Source organism: Candidatus Ruthia endofausta (assembly GCF_013342985.1).
Taxonomy (GTDB): Bacteria; Pseudomonadota; Gammaproteobacteria; order PS1; family Pseudothioglobaceae; genus Ruthia; species Ruthia endofausta.
Map to the genome: position 1 here is coordinate 217,992 of NZ_CP054490.1, position 20,576 is coordinate 238,567.

A 20,576-nucleotide genomic window follows, 5' to 3' on the forward strand; every position below is an offset into this window, starting at 1 on the left:
GAATGAATTAAATACAGACGGTGTTTTTTGGCGCTATGATTTTCACCGTGTTTAGTGTTGTTTTGTTCGTGTACTTGAATTTTTTTAGCGATGGATTATCGTTTTAAAAATCCAGTGCTATCACGTATAATTGCACTTTTAATCTTTATTTTTTTTTAAGTATTAATGTCTAATTATAAATCCAGTCTAAACCTTCCAGCCACCCAATTCGCCATGAAGGCAAATCTTGCCAATCGTGAAGGCGGATTTTTAAAAAAATGGCAAGATGATGGACTTTATAAACAAATTCGTAATCAAAACAAAGGCAAACCAAAATTTGTTTTACACGACGGTCCTCCTTATGCAAATGGCGATATTCATATTGGTCACGCGGTTAATAAGGTTTTAAAAGATATGATTGTTAAATCAAAATCTTTGTCAGGTTTTGATGCGCCGTATGTCCCAGGTTGGGATTGTCACGGCTTGCCAATTGAGCTTAATGTTGAAAAAAAACATGGCAAAGTAGGCATTAAAATTGATGCTAATACGTTTAGGGCAGAATGTAGAAAATATGCCGACCAACAAGTAACCAAGCAAAAACAAGATTTTCAACGTTTGGGTATTCTGGGCGATTGGGACAATCCATATTTAACCAAAGACTTTCAATATGAGGCTGATATTGTTCGCGCCCTAGGCCGGATTGTTGAAAATGGTCATGTGTCTAAAGGCTATAAGCCTGTGTATTGGTGTACTGAGTGTGGTTCTGCTTTAGCAGAGGCAGAAGTTGAGTATAAAGATAAACAATCAGAGGCGATTGATATTAAATTTAGAATTATTGATGATTCAATTTTTAATGTAAATATGCCAGTTTCAGTTGTTATTTGGACAACAACACCTTGGACATTGCCTGCTAATGAAGCTGTAGCACTCCATTCAGAAGTAGATTATGTGTTGGTTGATATTGGTAGTGAATATTTGTTATTTGCTCAAGCTTTGGCAGAGAATTTAATTAGCCGTTATGCTTTTGAGGCTACTATTAGCAAACAGACTTTTTCTGGTAGTGAACTAGAAGGATTAAAAGCAAAACATCCGTTTTACGATAAGCAAGTGCCAATTATTCTAGGCGAGCATGTAACAACTAATACTGGTACAGGTGCAGTACATATTGCACCTGCACATGGTCAAGAAGATTTTATTGTGGGGTTAAAATACAATCTACCTGTTGAGTGTCCAGTAGATAGTAAAGGTGTATTTTTTAAAGAGACTGAACTTCTAGGCGGTCAGTTTATTTTTAAAGCCAATGCCAGTGTGATTGAAATTCTTAAGCAGGCTAATACATTGGTTAAGCATGAGCCACTAATGCATTCTTACCCACACTGTTGGCGACATAAAACGCCTGTTATTTTTAGAGCGACCCTTCAGTGGTTTGTCTCTATGCAGCTAAATGGTCTTAGAGATACAGTTAATGGGGAAATTTCAAAAATACAGTGGACGCCAGATTGGGGTAAAAAACGTATTGAACTAATGGTGGGCAACCGTCCTGATTGGTGTATTTCTCGTCAGAGGTTTTGGGGTGTGCCAATTACTTTGTTTGTGCACAAGCAAACGGGTGAATTACACCCAAGAACTCAAGAACTGTTCAAAGAAATTTCAAATAAGATTGAGAAAAGTGGCATTGAAGCTTGGTTTGAATCTAATGCCCAAGATTTTATTGGCGATGATGCGAGTGATTATGACAAAACCATGGATACACTTGATGTCTGGTTTGACTCAGGTGTGAGTCATTTTGCCGTGCTAAAGGCAAGAAAAGAACTGTCTGATGTGGCTGATTTATACTTAGAAGGCTCAGACCAACACCGAGGCTGGTTTCAGTCATCACTTATTTCCTCGGTCGCTATTAATGATAAAGCGCCTTACAAAAACGTATTAACTCATGGTTTTGTTGTTAATAAAGATGGCAAGAAAATGTCTAAATCGCTTGGTAATGTGATGAGCCCCCAAAAAGTAGTCAATAACTTAGGTGCTGATGTTCTACGTTTGTGGATTGCCAGTACAGATTACACAGGCGAAATGACGGTTAGTGATGAGATTTTAAGACGCTCCGCTGATTCGTATCGCCGTATTCGTAATACTATGCGTTTTATGTTGGCGAATATGCAAGGTTTTGATTCTGTTGAGCATTTGCTTGACAATAAACAGATGCTAGATTTAGACAAATGGATTGTTGCTAAAACTGCTCATTTACAAGCTCAAATTATCAAAGCGTATGAACAATATAATTTTCATTATGTGGTTCAATTGGTTTTAAATTTTTGCAGCAATGACCTTGGTGGTTTTTATCTTGATGTTATTAAAGACAGGCAATATACCACGCAGACAAACTCTTTAGCCAGAAGAAGCGCGCAAAGTGCGTTGTATCATATTACTGAGGCAATGGTACGCTGGTTAGCCCCAGTTTTATCATTCACAGCTGAAGAAATTTGGCAAAATATGCCGAGTGAAAAAAATACTAGTATTTTTTTAGCATCTTGGTATGAAGATTTAATACTCAAGTATGAAAATAAAGCCATTGATATCACACGTGAAATTAGTCCATTTATCCACAAACAAATGGAAAGTATGCGTAGTGAAAAGATAATTGGCTCTTCGCTTGAGGCAGAGGTTGATATTTATTGTGAACTTGATATTTTTAGTGCACTTACTCAATTAGATGATGAACTAAGATTTGTTTTCATTACTTCTTATGTTAGGATTCATGCGCTTAATGAGAAAAATAATGATTGCATTAAGGCGATGGAGGGTGTATTTATTAAAGTGAGTAAATCAAAACATGAAAAGTGTGTACGTTGTTGGCATCATAGAGAAGATGTGGGTAATAATGCCAAACACCCAGAGCTTTGTGGTCGTTGTGTTGAGAATGTAGATGGTGATGGCGAAGTAAGAAAATTTTCTTAAATGAAGACACTTAACCTTGATTTGCAAGAAAAATCTTACCCCATATATATTGGGCAAGATTTATTGTCAGAAGGTGAATTATTAACAAAACATATTAGTGGTAAGCAAGTTATGATTGTTACTAATACCGCAGTGGCACCTTTGTATCTTAAGAAGGTGAAAAATTTGCTTTCATCATTTGAACTTGCACAAGTAATTCTGCCAGATGGTGAAAAATATAAGACACTTGGTACACTTAATTGTATTTTCAGCGCACTGCTTGAAAATAAATTTGATCGTAGTTGTACATTAATTGCCCTTGGTGGTGGTGTGGTGGGTGACATGACAGGGTTTGCAGCGGCTAGCTATCAGCGCGCGGTTAATTTTATTCAAATTCCCACCACGTTACTCTCCCAAGTTGATTCTAGTGTGGGCGGGAAAACGGGTGTTAATCACGCACTTGGTAAGAACATGATTGGGGCTTTTCATCAGCCAAAATGCGTACTGATTGATATAGATACGCTTGATACTTTGGATAATCAGCAATACTCAGCAGGTATGGCTGAGGTGATTAAATATGGTTTATTAGGTCATTTAAACTTCTTTAATTTTTTGCAAGAAAATATTCAAGATTTAACGGATAGAGATAAGTCTTTAATAGCTGAAATAATTTATCATTCTTGTCAATATAAGACCAATATCGTTGCTCAAGATGAGTTGGAAGTGGGCAAGCGCGCTTTATTGAACTTTGGGCACACTTTTGGCCATGCGATTGAAAATACGCTTGGTTATGGTACTTTCTTGCATGGTGAGGCAATTTCAGTAGGCATGTTAATGGCAATAAAGCTATCTCAACTTGAAGGATATTTGTCTAGCAATCAAGTTGTCCAAGTTCAAGATTTATTAGAAAAAGCCAATTTGCCCATCTCTATTATCGGTAAAATCAGTGTTACTGATTTTATGAAAGCAATGTTAGTTGATAAGAAAGTGATTAATGGCAATATACGTCTGGTTTTATTAAAAGAATTAGGTCATGCTTTTGTTTGCGATGATTATAAAAATCAACTTTTAAACCAAGTAATTAATGAATTTTGCCAGTAAGATAATATGACGGATAAAAATAAAAAAAGCCCTAAGGTTGAAGATGATGAAGTGATGATTACTTCTAGTATTTCTGATTTGGAAAAAATGCTTGAAAGTGTTGAAAAACACGCAGATCGACGTACTGATACTAAGTTTGAAAAGTTTTTTCTACCAGCACTTGCAGTATTTAGTGCTATTATTATGGGATTTTTTGTTGTTATTTATTCAATTACCTCAGATATGACACGTTTGGCCAATTCAATGGACCCAGATATGGGTGGCAACATGTCATCTATGGTTAAAAGCATTAATAGCCTATCAAATAATGTTGGGCAAATGACTATCTCTGTGGCTTATATGCAAAAAGACTTTCAGCGAGTCAATAAAAATATGAACATTATTGCCAGCAAGCTTGATAATTTAGATGCTATTTCAGCAGATTTAACGCAAGTGAGCCTGAAAATGGATTCTTTAGAGCCAATGCTCATTAATATGGAAGAGATGAATAAAAACATGGCAAGCATGCAAGAGTCTATGCAGTGGATGCAACGTGATTTAAACATTTTGCGCTCTTCATTTTCTAAGCCACTTAGGATTTTTAATAGCATTCCAATGTTGTAGTTATGTCATTATCTGAAAAGCAAGTAAGTCAAATTGCTTACCTCGCGCGTTTGTCACTAAATGAAGCGCAACTTAAAGACAACACACAAGATTTAAATGCTATTTTTAGTTTGCTCGAGCAATTGGCTAATATTGAGACTGACGGTATTGAACCAATGTCGCATCCACTGAACATGTCTCAACGTCTTAGAGAAGATGTTGTTACTGAAAAAGACCGATCAGCATTGTTTCAATCAATTGCGCCAAAAACTAGTAATGGCTATTATCTAGTGCCTACCGTTATTGAATAATATGCACACAAAAACCATTGTTGAACTGTCACAAGGCCTTAAAGATAAAATTTTTTCTTGTGTTGAATTAATGCAACATTATTTAAATCGCATTAATCAATCAGACCTAAATGCTTTTATTACAGTAACTGATAAATTAGCATTAGCGCAAGCTCAACTGGCAGATGATAAAATTGCTTTAGGCAATGCAAGCATATTGACGGGCATTCCATACGCTCATAAAGACGTTTTTTGTACCAAGGGTGTTAAAACCTCAGCAGGCTCTAAAATGTTAGATACTTTTGTATCGCCTTATGATGCAACGGTAAGTCAGAAGCTTAATCAAGCAGATTTAGTGATGTTGGGTAAAACTAATATGGATGAGTTTGCCATGGGTTCTAGCAATGAAAATTCGTTTTATGGCGCGGTCAAAAATCCGTGGAACCGCTTAAAAATACCAGGTGGTTCATCAGGCGGTTCGGCGGCGAGTGTTGCAGGGGGATTAAGCTGTTTTGCCACAGGTACGGATACAGGTGGCTCTATTCGTCAACCTGCAAGTTTATGTGGCATTACAGGCCTTAAACCTACTTATGGTCGAATCTCAAGATATGGTATGATTGCTTATGCATCAAGTCTTGATCAAGCAGGACCGATGACCAGAACAGCGCAAGATGCAGCCATTGTATTAAATGTTATGGCTGGATTTGACGAAAAAGATTCAACCAGTGCTGAACAAAAAGTGCCAGATTATACGAACAATCTTAATGATTCAATTAAAGGCTTAACCATTGGACTGCCAAAGGAATTTTTTTCATCTGGCTTGGATGATGAAGTGGCTAGTAATATTATGGTTGCTGTTAAAGAGTTTGAAGCCATGGGCGCGATTATTAAAGAAGTGTCGTTGCCTAATTCAGCCTATGCTATTCCTGCTTATTATATTGTTGCACCTTGTGAATGTTCATCAAATTTATCACGCCTAGATGGTGTTAGATATGGATATCGTACTAAAGATGCAAAAAACTTAGAGGATTTATATTTTCGTTCGCGTTCAGAAGGCTTTGGTGAAGAAGTTAAGCGTCGTATTATGATTGGTGTTTACGCTTTATCAGTAGGTTATTATGACGCTTATTATCTTAAGGCGCAAAAAGTACGTCATTTGATTAGTGATGATTTTAAAAAAGTATTTGAGCAAGTTGATGTGATTATGGGGCCAGTTTCCCCCACAACTGCATTTGATTTAGGCTCAGTCAAAGACCCTGTTTCTATGTATTTAGCAGATATTTATACACTCAGTGCTAACTTAGCAGGCTTACCAGGTATGAGTATTCCAGCAGGTTTTGCACAAAATTTACCAGTAGGGTTGCAACTCATTGGAAACTACTGGTCAGAATCTAAGCTTCTTAATATCGCGCACCAATTCCAATTGAAAACTGACTGGCATTTAAAAACGCCACAGGAATGCTAGTATGGAATGGGAAACACTCATTGGCTTGGAAATTCATGCGCAATTAAACACCAAATCTAAAATTTTTTCAGCCGCCTCAACTCAGTATGGTCAAAAGCCTAATTCACAGGCTTGCGCTGTTGATTTAGGGCTGCCAGGTGTTTTGCCTGTGCTTAATGTTGAGGCTGTTAATAAGGCAATTAAATTTGGTGTGGCGATTAATGCACATATTAACCAGCGTAATATATTTGACAGAAAGAATTATTTTTATCCAGATTTGCCAAAAGGCTATCAAATTTCACAAATGGATTGGCCTATCGTGGGCGAAGGCAAAATTGAAATCACCCTTGGTGATCAAACCAAAGTAGTCGGCATTACACGTGCGCATTTGGAGGAAGATGCAGGAAAGTCTATACACGATATGTTTGATGATGATACTACGATTGACTTAAACCGTGCAGGCACGCCACTACTTGAAATTGTCTCCGAGCCTGACATGCGCAGCGCTAAAGAAGCAGTAGCGTATGCTAAAAAAATTCATATCTTGGTGCAATATATTGATATTTGTGATGGCAATATGCAAGAAGGTTCATTTCGTTGTGATGCGAATGTTTCTATTCGTCCCAAAGGACAAAAGGAGCTTGGCACGCGTGCAGAGTTAAAAAACATCAACTCATTTAAATTTTTAGAACGTGCGATTAATCTTGAAGTTGAGCGTCAACAGGATATTCTTGAAGAGGGTGGTAAAGTTGTGCAAGAAACTCGTTTGTATGATTCAGCAAAGCATGAAACTCGCTCTATGCGCTCAAAAGAAGAAGCCAATGATTATCGCTATTTTCCAGACCCAGATTTACTGCCTGTTGAAATTTCTGATGAGTTATTAGAAAAAATCAGACAAACGTTACCAGAATTGCCTGCTCAAAAAAAAGCAAGGTTTGTTGCAGAATTGGGCTTGAGTAACTATGATGCAGATGTGCTTACCTTGCAAAGACCTTTGGCTGACTATTTTGAGATCATGCTTGAGCATCATGCTAGCAATGCTAAGCTTTGTGCCAACTGGGTTATGGGTGAATTATCAGCTTCTTTAAACAAACATCGAATTGATATCCAAAACTCACCCATTACTGCACAAGCCTTGTCATTATTAATCAGTCGTATTAGTGATGATACCATTTCTGAAAAAACTGCCAAAGACGTGTTTAAAACCATGTGGAATAGCAAAGATAATGCAGATGAAATTATTCAAGCCAAAGGCTTAAAGCAAATGACTGACACAGGTGAAATTGAGGCAATTGTAGAACAGGTGATTGCTAATAATGTGTCACAAGTGGCTCAGTTTAAATCGGGCAATGATAAGATTTTTGGCTTTTTTGTCGGTCAAATCATGAAGCTTACTGCTGGCAAGGCCAATCCTAAACAAGTTAACGAACTGCTTAGGAATAAGTTGTCTTGAAAGCGTGCTAGATTTTGCTACACTGAGTCGTGATCTTTTCTCAGACATTGGTGTACCCAGCCATTAAAACAACCACACCAATTCATTAAGACAGTTGTCTGATGTGGATAAATTAGCTATTGACACTAATTTTAATGATTGAATTGAGTTGTATAATAAGCGTATATCTCAAGAAAATAATCGCAATATAATTAGCGTGATGAATAATAGCGTAAATTCTAATTATATTTTATATAATTACTTAGCAGAGGGTGGCCAATTCGAAAGGCAGAAGACTAAAAGTTTTGTTTGATTTATTAATCAGGCCCTTTGAAGCTTCATCAAGACATGGAATCTTACACTTATGAAGCGTCTTATTGGGCGCACAAGGGCTTGCAGTAAGCTGTTGTTCTTAAATGAGACCAATAACACTAAACATAAATTGCTGGATGATTTTAACAGCGGGAAAAACAACCCATTGAAACACGCCTAAAAACAACAAACCCAACAAAATATACAAACCATAAGGCTCCAATTGGTCATATTGATAAGATAGTTTACTTGGTAGTAATGAGCTTACAACGCGACCACCATCAAGTGGTGGCAAAGGTAATAGATTAAGCACTGCTAATATCAGGTTAATTTGAACGCCAACTTGTCCCATATTAATTAGAAATTGGGAACCGATATTAACTGCCAGTAAAATGATTATTAGCCATGCAATTGCCATAATGAAATTTGACACAGGTCCAGCAATTGCTACCCAAAGCATGTCTTTTTTAGGCGATTTAAGTGCATTAAAATTAACAGGTACGGGCTTGGCCCAGCCAAAAATAAATCCTGAGGTGAAATATAAAAATGCAGGCACTAAAATAGTGCCAATTGGATCAATATGCTTGATAGGGTTAAGGGTAAGTCTGCCCATCATTCTAGCACTATGATCCCCTAGTTTTGAGGCAACCCAGCCATGCGCTGTTTCATGCACAGTGATTGCAAATAGTACGGGGATTGTCCAAATTAAAAGTGTTTGAATATCGGGCATAGGTAAAATTGAGTATTTTTTCTTGTTATTATAAATGAAAACAATGAAGCTTTTAATCCCGACTCAAAAAGAAGTACCAAATGATGCGAAAATTATCTCGCATCAGCTTATGATTCGAGCAGGGCTTATTTCTAAATTGGCATCGGGTTTGTACTCATACTTGCCAATGGGTGTAAGAGTATTGCACAAAGTTGAAAACATTATTCGGCAAGAGATGAATAAATCAGGCGCTCAAGAAGTGCTTATGCCTGTTGCTCAGCCTGCAGAACTTTGGCAAACTTCTGGCAGATGGGATAAATATGGCGCTGAATTGTTATGTTTTGCCGATCGTCACCAACGTGAATTTTGTCTAGGGCCAACGCATGAAGAAGTCATTACGCATTTGGCTGCTCAATATTTGCGTAGTTATAAACAACTACCCATGAATTTTTATCAAATTCAAACCAAATTTAGGGATGAAATTCGTCCTCGTTTTGGGGTGATACGTTCGCGCGAATTTATCATGAAAGATGCTTATTCGTTTCATCTTGACCAAGCTTCTTTACAACAAACTTATGATGCAATGCATCAAACTTACTCAAATATTTTTGACCGATTGGGCCTTGATTATCGCGTAGTTTTGGCAGACTCTGGCTCAATTGGCGGAGATGCTTCGCATGAATTTCATGTATTGGCAGAAAGTGGAGAAGATGCCATTTGTTTCTCAGACGGGTCAGATTATGCAGCTAATATTGAAAAAGTCTCTTTTTCAAAACAGGAAAAAACTTGTCAATCTATAACCACCGAAGAAAGGATACTGACTAAAAAACAGACCAGTATTAAGAATGTTGCAAGGTTTTTGAATGTTAAAAAATCAAGTTGTGTTAAAACTTTAATTATTAAAACCAAAAATGGTTTTAAAGCTTTAGCGTTACGTGGCGACCATGAATTAAATGAAATCAAAATCCATAACTTGTTTGGTGATTTTGAGTTTGCAACAGATGATGAAATTAAGAATTTAGATTTAAAGAAAGGCTTTATAGGTATTAAAGATTTAGACATTGATTTGATTGTTGATTATTCAGCTAGTGTATTGTGTGATTTTGTTTGTGGTGCTAACGAGTGGGATTATCATCTAATGGGTGCTAATTGGCAGGATATTGAATTTGTTGATGCTGATTTACGCAATGCTGTAGAAGGAGATGATTCTCCAGATGGTAAGGGAAAATTAATGATTAAACGTGGTATTGAGGTAGGGCATATTTTTCAATTGGGTACCAAGTATTCTAGTATCATGAAAGCTAATGTTATTGGGGAGTCTGGTAAAGCAGTTACAACCACAATGGGTTGTTATGGCATTGGTGTGACGCGTATTATTGCAGCTTCTATTGAGCAAAATTATGATGACAAAGGGATTATATTTTCTTCAGCGATTGCGCCTTTTCAAATCGTTATTGTACCCATTAATTATAATAAATCCACTCGTGTGAAAGCATTGGCTGATAAGCTTTATCAGCAGTTTATTGGGGTAGGTATTGAAGTCCTGCTGGATGATAGAAAAGAACGTGCTGGCATTATGTTTGCTGATTCTGAACTACTTGGCATTCCACACAGAATGGTGATTAGTGATACTCATGCTGATAATGGCAATGTGGAATACAAGGCTAGAGATAAGTCAGATAAAATAGAAGTGATATTTGACGATGCTTTGTCATTTATTCAATCTAAACTGATATAAAAAATATGATTTGGTGGCAGTATGTTATTCCTCAGCATTGGCTCTCAAAGCTAATGTTTCGTTTTGCCCGCATTAAAAATGTTTGGCTGAAAGATAGGTTTATTGCTTGGTTTGTGAGATCTTATCAGGTTGATTTATCCGAAGCAGTACGCGAAAATATTGAAGATTATCAACATTTCAATGATTTTTTTACCAGAGCATTAAAACCAAATGCTAGAAAAATTTCTGACAGCTTGATTGTTTGCCCTGTTGATGGCAAAGTATCGAAAGTTGGCAATATTAATAACACTCAAATTATTCAAGCTAAAAACCATAGATATAGCGTTAGACAGTTGCTGGGTAATGATGCTAGAAGTGTTGAATTTAAGGCGGGTTTTTTTGCCACTATTTATTTATCACCTAAAGATTATCATCGCATTCATATGCCTTATGATGGCGAACTAATTTCAATGAGCTATATTCCAGGCGATTTATTTTCAGTGAATCAAATTACTGCTGAAAATTTGGATGGGTTGTTTGCTAGGAATGAGCGTATTGTGTGCTATTTTGAGACTGAATTTGGTTTGTGTGTGTTTGTTTTAGTAGGTGCTATTTTTGTAGGTTCAATGCAAACTGTATGGCATGGTCAAATTAATCCACCTTATCAAAAACAAATCCAACATTTTGATTATTCAAATGAAAACATAAGCCTTAAAAAAGGTCAAGAACTGGGTCGGTTTAATATGGGTTCAACTGTGATTATGCTGATGCCAAATCAAGCCAATAAATTTTCCTTAAAGAAAGCTGAGGTGGTTAGAATGGGGCAAGCTCTAGTCTAATTTGGTTAGTTTAACCAACTTAATAGTTTGTTCAGAAATTTGCATAATTTCAATCAACATATTATCAATTTTTAAGCTAACACCACGTTTAGGAATGCTTTGCAATGTTTCTAAAATTAAGCCATTTAGCGTTTTTGCCTTAGTAATAGATAAGTTTAATTGCAATAAATTGTTTAATTCTCGTATGCTGATTCTAGAATCAATCAAGTAACTACCATCTTTTTGTTTGGTAATCTCATCAATGCTTTCATTTTGGTTTGAGGTAAATTGCCCTACAATTTCCTCTAAAATGTCTTCTAACACAATCATGCCACGCACTTCTCCATATTCATCTACAATCAAACCCAGTCGTCTTTTTTGTTGTTGAAAATGTGCTAATTGGTGAGCAAGGCTAGTACCTTCTGGCACAAAATAAGGTGTGCGAACCAGTGCTAATGCATTGTCAATACTAAAATTACCCTTGGCGTATAAATTTACGATATCACGCATGTGTAATACGCCAGTAATATTATCACTTGATGTATCATAAGTAAGTAATCTGGTGTGCTGTATACGTTCAAATTGTTTTAAAATTTCATCAGGCTTGTTAATATCAATACTGATTAACTCGTGTCTAGGAATCATAATATCTTCAACCTTAACTTTTTCTAAGTCAATAATATTAAGCAACATTTTTTGATAATTAGAAGCAATAACGGGCTTTGCATCACTAACCACCATTCTTAACTCTTCTGAGCTAATAAGATTGTTATATGGTTCGTTTTTCATACCAAATAATGCCAATATCATCTTTGATAATTGGGCAATTAGCCAAACAAAAGGCTTAAACAACTTGATTAGCGCTGCAATGATAATTGAGGCTGGTAGGGCAATTTTTTCAGGATTTTTAGCGGCAAATGTTTTAGGGGTTGTTTCTGCAAAAACCAAGATAATAAAAGTTAACGTCAAAGAAGCTAACACAATTGAGTCCCCTCCCCACAGTTTAATGGCTAGTATGGTTGCAATACTAGAAGCAAAAATATTAACAAAATTGTTGCTCAATAGAATTGTACCAATCAGATGATCCAAATCATTAAGTAAATGCTCAGTGCGTTTTGCATTTTTATTATTTTTGCTTAAGACTTTCAGACGATAACGATTAATTGCCATCATTGAAGTTTCAGCACTAGAGAAAAATGCAGAACTTAGTATTAGTCCAAAAAGGATGATACTAAGCCAAAAAGTTGAGAGTGATTCCAATCAATTGTGTTAACTTGTTATATAAAGTGATGAGTTCAATTTAAATGATTGAAAGCATTAAGTCCTGGATAAATTGCCTTTGTTCCTAATTCCTCTTCAATACGAAGTAGACGGTTATATTTTGCCAAACGATCTGATTTTGATAATGAACCAGTTTTGATTTGACCGCAGCCAGTAGCCACTGCTAAATCAGCAATGGTCGTATCTTCAGTTTCACCCGATCTGTGTGACATAACTGAGGCATAGCCAGCATCTGTTGCCATCTTCATGGCTTGAAAGGTCTCAGTTAGTGTACCAATTTGATTCACTTTAATTAAAATAGAGTTGGCAATATTTCTCTCAATGCCTTGTTTTAAAATCCTACTGTTGGTTACATATAGGTCATCACCAACCAATTGTACTTTATCGCCGATTTTCTTGGTTAATAAGTCCCAGCCATCCCAATCATTTTCATCCATGCCATCTTCAATTGAAATAATTGGATAGTTTTCTACCCAGTTGGCTAAATAATCAACAAATTCTTCGGAATTGAGGGACTTGTTTTCAGAGGTTAAATTATAAGTACCATTTTTATAAAATTCTGAACTTGCTGCATCAATGCCAATAAAAATATCTTTGCCTGCTTTATAGCCTGCATTGTCAATCGCTTCTAAAATAATTTTAATAGCCTCTTCATTTGAAGCTAAATCAGGGGCAAAACCACCCTCATCACCCACAGCGGTGTTCATTCCTCTAGCCTCTAACACCGCTTTTAAATAGTGAAACACCTCAGTACCATAACGTAGCGCTTCTTTAAAACTTGGTGCACCAGCAGGAATGATCATAAATTCTTGAATATCAACACTATTATTAGCATGCTTACCGCCATTAATAATATTCATCATGGGTACAGGCAATTTGTAATCCCCACCTTGGTTTAATGATACATATAATGGCTTGTGTTGTCTATTGGCGTTAGCATGAGCAGCAGCTAACGAGACTGCTAAAATTGCATTTGCACCTAATCTTGATTTGGTTTCAGTGCCATCTAAATCAATCATCGCTTGATCAATCTTGCTTAAATCAGCAATGCTAAAGCCAATCAAAGTATCACAAATTTCTGTATTGACAAATTCAACAGCCTTTAAAACCCCCTTGCCTAGGTAACGCGTTTTATCTCCATCTCGCAATTCCAAAGCCTCGCGTTGACCCGTTGATGCGCCAGATGGCACCATTGCACTACCGATTGTGCCATCATCAAGGATGACATCTGCTTCAACGGTTGGGTTGCCTCTAGAATCAAGAACCTCTCTTGCTTTAATTTGTTTAATGTTCACTAAATACGTCCTGTTTTTTATTCAAAGAATGATTTCATTTTACCAAAAAATGAATCTGATTCAGGGTGATGTTTTTTACCGCATGAGCTGGAAAATTCTTGCAGTAAGTCTTGTTGTTTTTTGTTAAGATTAACAGGTGTTTCGATCTTAACTTGACAGATTAAATCACCAGAGCCACCACGCTGAAGATGGATAATGCCTTTGCTACGTAAACGAAACAGTTTTCCAGTTTGTGTGCCTGCCGGGACTTTGATTTTTAATTTATTATCGAGTGTTGGCACCTCAATTGAGCCGCCTAGTGTTGCAGTTGCAAAATCAATAGGTACTTCGCAATATAAATCGTTGTCTTTGCGTTCAAAAATGGCGTGCTTTCTAACGTGAACTTGTACGTATAAATCGCCACTAGGACCGCCTCTAGCACCTGCCTCTCCTTCACCACTTAAGCGAATACGATTGCCTGTATCTACGCCTGCAGGGATTTTGACTGATAGGGTTTTTTGCTTGCGTACTACGCCTTGTCCACGGCAAGTGCCACAAGGAGATTCAATTCTTTGACCTGTGCCAGAGCAAGTACTACAAGGGCGTTGTACAGCGAAAAATCCTTGTTGTACTTGTACTTGTCCTGCACCACCACAAATTGAGCAGGTCTTAACACTGGTGCCAGGTTTTGCACCTATGCCTGAGCAGGTATCGCAAGTTTCATTTTTTGGAATACGAACTTTAACGGTAGTGCCTTGTGCCGCTTTTTTTAAATCAATTTCTAAATCATAACGCAAATCTGAGCCACGATTATTTGGCTGTTGTTGTCCACCACCAAAAATATCACCAAAAATATCACCAAAACCACTGCCACCAGTGGCGCCTGTATTGCCGTTAACACCCGCATGACCAAATTGGTCATAGGTTTGACGTTTTTGGATGTCGGATAAAATGGCATAAGCTTTTTGAATTTCTTTAAATTTTTTTTCAGCCGATGCCTTGTCGTCTTTAACGCGATCAGGGTGGTGTTTCATTGCTAAATGCTTGTAAGCTTTTTTAATTTGCTTAGCGTCTGCATTTTTTGCAACACCTAGTACTTCGTAATAATCTCTTTGTGACATGTTTGCCTTATTATTAAAAAAACCCTCCTCAAGTGCTGTCTCTTAGGGAAGGTTTTAGTGGTTTAATTTTTAACTTTCTATTTATCGTCTTTAACCTCTTCAAAATCAGCATCAACCACATCGTCATCAACCACATCGTCATCAACGTTTGACTCTTCTTGTGAAGTGTTTTCAGCACCTGCTTTGGCTTGTGCTTTTTCAGCTAATGGTTGTGCCTTTTTACTTAAGGTTTGAATTTTGGCATCAATGACTTCTTTGTCATCGTCTTTTATGGCTTTTTCAAGCTCGGTAATGGCCATTTCAATCGCTGATTTTTCATCATCAGAAACTTCATCTTTTAGCTCTTCTAACGTTTGCTTGGTTGAGTGTATTAAGGAATCCGCCATGTTTTTACTGGTGACTAATTCTTGGAATTTCTTATCCTTGTCAGCATGTGCTTCAGCGTCTTTAATCATTTTTTCAACCTCTTCATCACTTAAACCAGATGAGGCTTTAATGGTGATTGATTGCTCTTTACCAGTATTTTTGTCTTTAGCAGATACATCCAAGATACCATCAGAATCAATGTCGAATGTTACTTCGACTTGAGGTTGACCTTTGGGCGCATTTGGAATACCCTTAAGATTGAATTGACCTAATGATTTATTAGCACTAGCCATATCACGCTCACCTTGCAATACATGTACAGTTACTGCAGATTGATTGTCAGCCGCGGTTGAAAAAATTTGGCTTGCATTGGTAGGGATGGTTGTATTCTTCTCAATTAGTTTGGTCATAATACCGCCCATGGTTTCAATACCTAGAGATAATGGCGTTACGTCTAGTAACAATACATCTTTAACATCACCACCTAATACACCCGCTTGAATCGCAGCACCCATTGCTACTGCTTCGTCAGGGTTGACATCTTTTTTAGGCTCCTTACCAAAGAAGTCTTGTACCATTTTTGTGACTTTAGGCATACGTGTTTGACCCCCCACTAAGATAACTTCATCAATATCACTTGCAGATAAATCTGCATCTTTAAGTGCAGTTTTGCATGGCTCAATAGTACGTTTGAGTAGGTCTTCAACCAATGATTCTAACTTAGCACGAGTGATTTTAATATTAAGATGTTTAGGGCCTGTAGCATCTGCAGTAACGTAAGGCAAGTTAACTTCGGTTTGCTCAGAAGAAGATAACTCAATTTTGGCTTTTTCAGCTGCTTCTTTTAAGCGCTGTAGTGCCATAGGATCATTGGTTAAATCAACACCTTGGTCTTTTTTGAATTCATCCACCAAATAGCTAATAATACGTTGGTCGAAATCTTCACCACCTAAGAAAGTATCACCATTGGTAGAGAGCACTTCAAAGTGCTTTTCACCATCAATATCTTCCATTTCAATGATAGATACGTCAAATGTACCACCGCCTAAGTCATAGACAGCGACAACTTTATCACCTTTAACTTTATCAACACCATAAGCCAATGCTGCTGCAGTTGGCTCATTGATAATGCGTTTAACATTAAGGCCTGCAATTTTGCCAGCATCTTTAGTTGCTTGACGTTGTGAGTCATTGAAATAAGCAGGTACTGTGATAACTGCTTCAGTAACTTCTTCACCTAAATAATCTTCAGCAGTTTTTTTCATTTTATCAATGACTTTTGCTGAAATTTCAGGCGCGGCCATTTTTTTGCCTTTAACCTCAACCCAAGCATCACCATTGTCAGCTTTGACAATTTTGTAAGGCACAAGATTGATGTCTTTTTGTACAGCATCTTCATCAAAACGACGACCAATTAAACGCTTAATTGCGTATAGTGTATTTTCAGGATTGGTGACCGCTTGGCGTTTTGCTGGCTGACCAACCAGAACCTCTTCAGAATCTTTTGGATAAGCGATAATAGATGGCGTGGTGCGATCACCCTCAGAATTTTCAATGATTTTAACGCTACCGCTATCCATAATGGCCACGCATGAATTGGTTGTGCCTAAGTCAATACCAATAATCTTTGACATGTTTTACTCCTTAGTATTTAATATACGTCCTATATAGGGATGGGCATTTTTTTTTTCAAGGATTAAGGGTAAAAATTTTATAAGTGCTGTTTGAGTAATGCCTCTTCTACTGATGTAGGTACAAAAACACTAATATCACCCTTCAATACTAGAATTTCTCTTACTAAAGAAGAAGATATATTGGCGTACTGTTCGGCAGGTGTCATAAATAGAGTTTCAATATTAGGATTAAGATGTTTGTTCATGCCTGAGAGTTGAAATTCGTATTTAAAGTCACTAACAGCACGTAGTCCACGTAAAATCACTTGTGCGTTTTGCTTGGCTGCAAAGTCAACCAATAGTGTGTTAAAGCTTAACACTTTAATGTTGTTAATATCTTTAAGTGCAGTATTGATTATGTTAACCCTGTCATCAATACTTAAAAAAGCCTTTTTTTTACTATTTTGAGTAATGCCAATAATAATTTCATCGAATAATTTACTGGCGCGTTTAATTAAGTCAATATGACCATTGGTAATTGGATCAAACGAGCCTGGATAAATTGCGATTTTTTTCATAATAAGGTGCCCAGTTAAGGTTTTATAATAGAGTTATTAGGCAATAATGCACTTGCCCTGTGTGTTTTTGTTTATTAATTCGAATGTTTGTTGATAACCACTCAATCGCTTCATTTTTAAAAATTTTAAATTCAGATTCTATATAGATTTTTGTATTTGAAATAACAAAATTACCTTTTGAAAGTGCTTTTAAAGTTTTTGGCAGATAATTTTTATTAAAGGGTGGATCTAAAAAAACAAAATCAAAGGTTTGTGTGCTCTTTTCAGATAAGAAATTTAGTGCATCTTGATTAAAAATACTTATTTTGTTTGTTTTTAACAAGGCCTGATTTTTTTTTAAATTTTGATAGACGTTGAAGTCTTTTTCAATGCTAATGACTTGTTTAGCGCCACGGGACAGTGCTTCAAAACTTAAGCTTCCACTGCCAGTAAACAAATCTAGATAAGTTTTGTTGTATGATTCAAATTGAATCCAATTAAATAAGGTTTCTCGAATTTTTCCTGATGTGGATCTTAAACTAGGCGTATCGGGAAAGTTAAATTTTCTGCCCCGATATTCACCTGATACAACTTGGAAAGAATTATTGATGATAGGCGTTAAAAGAGTCTTGAAGCTCTTTTTTGCCTTCAACAGAATCACCCCAGCCATCAATTTTCACCCACTTGTCTTCTTCAAGGTCCTTATAGTAAGTAAAAAAGTGCTCGATTTGATTTTTAAGTGTAACACCGACATCATCAATACATTTAATATCATGATAAGATTTACATAATTTATCAATAGGTACGGCTAAAATTTTTGAATCTTTTCCTGCTTCGTCAGTCATACGTAAAACAGCAATTGGGCGTACTGTAATAACGCTATCATGAATTAGTGGATAAGGGGTAATCACCAAGACATCGGCTGGATCGCCGTCATCTGCTAATGTTTCTGGTACAAAACCATAATTGCAAGGGTAGAACATAGGTGTTGAGATAAAACGATCTACAAACATGGCGCCTGTTTCCTTGTCAATCTCATACTTAATGGGTGATGAATTTGCTGGAATTTCAATAATAACATTGACTTCATCAGGTATATTGCCTGCTGAGACTGGTTTTAAACTATTTTGCATTTTTCTAACTCCTCTTTTAAAAGATTAAAACGCCAACCTGTTAAGAAAATAACTGAGCGGTCACCACGAATAAAACTCAATAATGATCTGCTGTTGGCGATGATTTTATCATTTAGACTATACTGATTTGCTATATTTTGTACCAGTTTTTGTAATTCATTTTTCTTTGTTTTTTCAGTTTTTGTTGATAGTATGTGCTTATTAACAATAATTTCAGCCTCATTCAGCTGTTCATTGCTGACTAAAAATTTATTAAATGTAGTTCTTATGCCAAAAGGCAATGGCTCTTTTTTGAGCGCATAGTTGATTAATTTATCATCACTCATTATCCATTTTCTAGGTTTGTTCTTATGAATAGCCTGATACTCTCTAAACATGGCTAATTGCGCGGCAAGATGATGTGTTTTTTTAGCTAAACGCGAAAATCCTTTGACGTTTTTCCATGCGTTTTTGATGTTAGGGTTATAAAGTTTGGTGTTTAATAATAATTTACCCTCTTGTTCAATCCAGTGTAATTTATGCTCAGTTTTTAATTGGCTTTCAAGTTGATAGAAATTTTTAAGCAAATATCGCACATCATCAAGCGCATACTCAAGCGCCTCATCTGGCAATGGACGTATGGTCCAATCTAGGCGAGTATAAGCTTTCTCCAAATAGATATTTTGCAAGACTTGAGTCAGTACTTGATAAGAAATTTGCATAGGATGACCAAGTAAACTAGCTGCAATTTGAGTGTCAAACAAGCGTTTAGGAAGTTGTTTGGATAAATAGTACATTGCTTCAATGTCTTGGCGTGCTGAGTGAACAATCCATAAGCAATCCTTTTGGTAAAGTTTTTCAAATAGTGGGCTTAAATCTTCAATTGCTAGAATATCGATACAATCAGTTGCGCTTTTACTGGCTATTTGCACCAAGCATAGTACTGGATAGTAAGTACTAACACGCTTAAATTCAGTATCAATAGCCAGTTCGGTTTCATGTTTTATTAAACTTAAAAACTGACTTAGTTGTGTTTGTGTTTGAATCATTTGTCGTATTTTATACCGATAAGGCCACTCATTCACCAAATTATAAATTGGTTTTTAATATGATTAGTCTTAAGAGTATAAATTTTTTAACTACATTCAAAATGTTATAAGGCATAAGGATTTTTCTAATATTACAAAGACTTTGGGATTCAGCATGGGGGTTATATCTTATGTCTCATTAAGATTGATGATAATGAAATATTCTTTTATTAAATAACCTCCTATTAATATTTATAAAAAAAATGACTCAGCTTTGCTGAGTCATACCTAGAAGCTAGATCTTAAACAAAGTTTGAATAGTGCGCCGCCTAGGCAAAAAAATAGTCGAATTAATCCTAGGCACTGAACACTAAAGCCGAAATCCTTACTACGCGAATTAGGAAGCACTTGAGCATTGCCACTAAATAGAAGACGGTAACTGAGCATTAACCTCAACCTCAATAGAGCTTCACAAGTACGCACCCGAGTCTCGATATAAAGAACCACCAGCGTCGCGGCGGCCCCGCTAAGTGTACCTCGAATCATTGCCAGTAGTAACCGCATGTTTCATATTTTCAGCAGTCTAGGTTTGGCTGTCAATGGTGACAATACTGCAAGTAATACCACCTGCGACCAGAACCAAACTGATTAAAAAACTCATTGGCTTTGTCATTCATCAAGTTTTCGGCTTTATTAATGGCTTAAATCACTAGCATTGTCTGAGTTTGTAGAGCCTAGGGCGTTGCGTAGTGTGCTACCCTCTTCTTTGAGTAAGGTGGTTGTTTTGGGGTTTTTTTTGTTAACAACGGTTTAACTGTACTTAGTGTTTAAATCTAGGTAAGTGGGTTTATCGAAAGTATCAGTGGTTTGTGCACCAATGAAAAATGAAAGACTAAAAAAGAACAA

General features: G+C 36.6%; 17 protein-coding genes. 8 read left to right on the forward strand and 9 right to left on the reverse strand.

The window, feature by feature from the left end; genetic code table 11:
- Positions 1-165 precede the first annotated feature (165 nt).
- Genes ileS through gatB form a run of 6 tightly spaced genes read left to right on the forward strand, consistent with a single transcriptional unit; the run spans position 166 to position 7,783 of the window.
- Entirely contained in the window at positions 166-2,934 is a 2,769-nt protein-coding gene (gene ileS / locus HUE58_RS01200; protein ID WP_174605268.1) for an isoleucine--tRNA ligase, read from the forward strand.
- The gene (aroB, locus tag HUE58_RS01205) at positions 2,935-4,014 is read left to right on the forward strand and encodes a 3-dehydroquinate synthase (protein WP_174605269.1); all 1,080 of its coding nucleotides are present in this window, start codon (positions 2,935-2,937) and stop codon (positions 4,012-4,014) included.
- A gap of 6 nt (positions 4,015-4,020) precedes the next feature.
- Positions 4,021-4,617 carry a hypothetical protein gene (locus HUE58_RS01210; RefSeq protein WP_174605270.1) on the forward strand — a complete coding sequence of 199 codons (597 nt, stop codon included), beginning with the start codon at positions 4,021-4,023 and terminating at the stop codon, positions 4,615-4,617.
- Between the two features lie 2 nt (positions 4,618-4,619).
- Positions 4,620-4,907 carry an Asp-tRNA(Asn)/Glu-tRNA(Gln) amidotransferase subunit GatC gene (gene gatC / locus HUE58_RS01215; protein ID WP_174605271.1) on the forward strand — a complete coding sequence of 96 codons (288 nt, stop codon included), beginning with the start codon at positions 4,620-4,622 and terminating at the stop codon, positions 4,905-4,907.
- A gap of 1 nt (position 4,908) precedes the next feature.
- A complete protein-coding gene (gene gatA / locus HUE58_RS01220; RefSeq protein WP_174605272.1) occupies positions 4,909-6,351 on the forward strand; it encodes an Asp-tRNA(Asn)/Glu-tRNA(Gln) amidotransferase subunit GatA in 1,443 nt (480 codons plus the stop codon).
- Position 6,352: 1 nt separating this feature from the next.
- Positions 6,353-7,783, forward strand: coding sequence for an Asp-tRNA(Asn)/Glu-tRNA(Gln) amidotransferase subunit GatB (gatB, locus tag HUE58_RS01225; RefSeq protein ID WP_174605273.1), 1,431 nt, complete (start codon positions 6,353-6,355; stop codon positions 7,781-7,783).
- A 391-nt stretch (positions 7,784-8,174) separates the two neighbouring features.
- Here gatB and HUE58_RS01230 read toward each other — a convergent pair whose 3' ends face one another.
- Complete coding sequence (locus HUE58_RS01230) at positions 8,175-8,804, reverse strand: site-2 protease family protein (RefSeq protein ID WP_174605274.1); 630 nt, start codon at positions 8,802-8,804, stop codon at positions 8,175-8,177.
- Positions 8,805-8,838: 34 nt separating this feature from the next.
- Here HUE58_RS01230 and HUE58_RS01235 point away from each other — a divergent pair, with 34 nt between their 5' ends.
- On the forward strand, positions 8,839-10,521 hold the full coding sequence (locus tag HUE58_RS01235) for a proline--tRNA ligase (RefSeq protein ID WP_174605275.1): 1,683 nt from the start codon (positions 8,839-8,841) through the stop codon (positions 10,519-10,521).
- 53 nt (positions 10,522-10,574) lie between these two features.
- The gene (gene asd / locus HUE58_RS01240) at positions 10,575-11,339 is read left to right on the forward strand and encodes an archaetidylserine decarboxylase (RefSeq protein ID WP_246260826.1); all 765 of its coding nucleotides are present in this window, start codon (positions 10,575-10,577) and stop codon (positions 11,337-11,339) included.
- Here the strand turns inward: asd and HUE58_RS01245 are convergent.
- From HUE58_RS01245 to HUE58_RS01280, 8 genes are all read right to left on the reverse strand, one after another.
- Complete coding sequence (locus tag HUE58_RS01245) at positions 11,331-12,578, reverse strand: HlyC/CorC family transporter (RefSeq protein ID WP_174605277.1); 1,248 nt, start codon at positions 12,576-12,578, stop codon at positions 11,331-11,333. The two genes, asd and HUE58_RS01245, sit on opposite strands and share 9 nt — an antisense overlap.
- Positions 12,579-12,613: 35 nt before the next feature.
- The gene (gene eno / locus HUE58_RS01250) at positions 12,614-13,894 is read right to left on the reverse strand and encodes a phosphopyruvate hydratase (protein WP_174605278.1); all 1,281 of its coding nucleotides are present in this window, start codon (positions 13,892-13,894) and stop codon (positions 12,614-12,616) included.
- A 17-nt stretch (positions 13,895-13,911) separates the two neighbouring features.
- Complete coding sequence (gene dnaJ / locus HUE58_RS01255) at positions 13,912-14,994, reverse strand: molecular chaperone DnaJ (RefSeq protein ID WP_174605279.1); 1,083 nt, start codon at positions 14,992-14,994, stop codon at positions 13,912-13,914.
- A 77-nt stretch (positions 14,995-15,071) separates the two neighbouring features.
- The gene (gene dnaK / locus HUE58_RS01260) at positions 15,072-16,994 is read right to left on the reverse strand and encodes a molecular chaperone DnaK (RefSeq protein ID WP_174605280.1); all 1,923 of its coding nucleotides are present in this window, start codon (positions 16,992-16,994) and stop codon (positions 15,072-15,074) included.
- 77 nt (positions 16,995-17,071) lie between these two features.
- Positions 17,072-17,551 (reverse strand): pantetheine-phosphate adenylyltransferase, encoded by a 480-nt coding sequence (gene coaD, locus HUE58_RS01265; protein ID WP_174605281.1) that lies wholly within the window; start codon positions 17,549-17,551, stop codon positions 17,072-17,074.
- A gap of 22 nt (positions 17,552-17,573) precedes the next feature.
- Positions 17,574-18,200, reverse strand: a complete 627-nt coding sequence (gene rsmD / locus HUE58_RS01270) for a 16S rRNA (guanine(966)-N(2))-methyltransferase RsmD (RefSeq protein WP_174605282.1) — start codon at positions 18,198-18,200, stop codon at positions 17,574-17,576.
- Positions 18,133-18,663: an inorganic diphosphatase gene (gene ppa / locus HUE58_RS01275; protein ID WP_174605283.1), complete on the reverse strand. Its 531-nt coding sequence runs from the start codon at positions 18,661-18,663 to the stop codon at positions 18,133-18,135. The genes rsmD and ppa overlap by 68 nt, the downstream gene beginning before the upstream one ends.
- Positions 18,648-19,727: a ribonuclease D gene (locus HUE58_RS01280; protein ID WP_246260827.1), complete on the reverse strand. Its 1,080-nt coding sequence runs from the start codon at positions 19,725-19,727 to the stop codon at positions 18,648-18,650. Before HUE58_RS01280 ends, ppa begins: the two co-directional genes overlap by 16 nt.
- Positions 19,728-20,576: the final 849 nt, after the last annotated feature.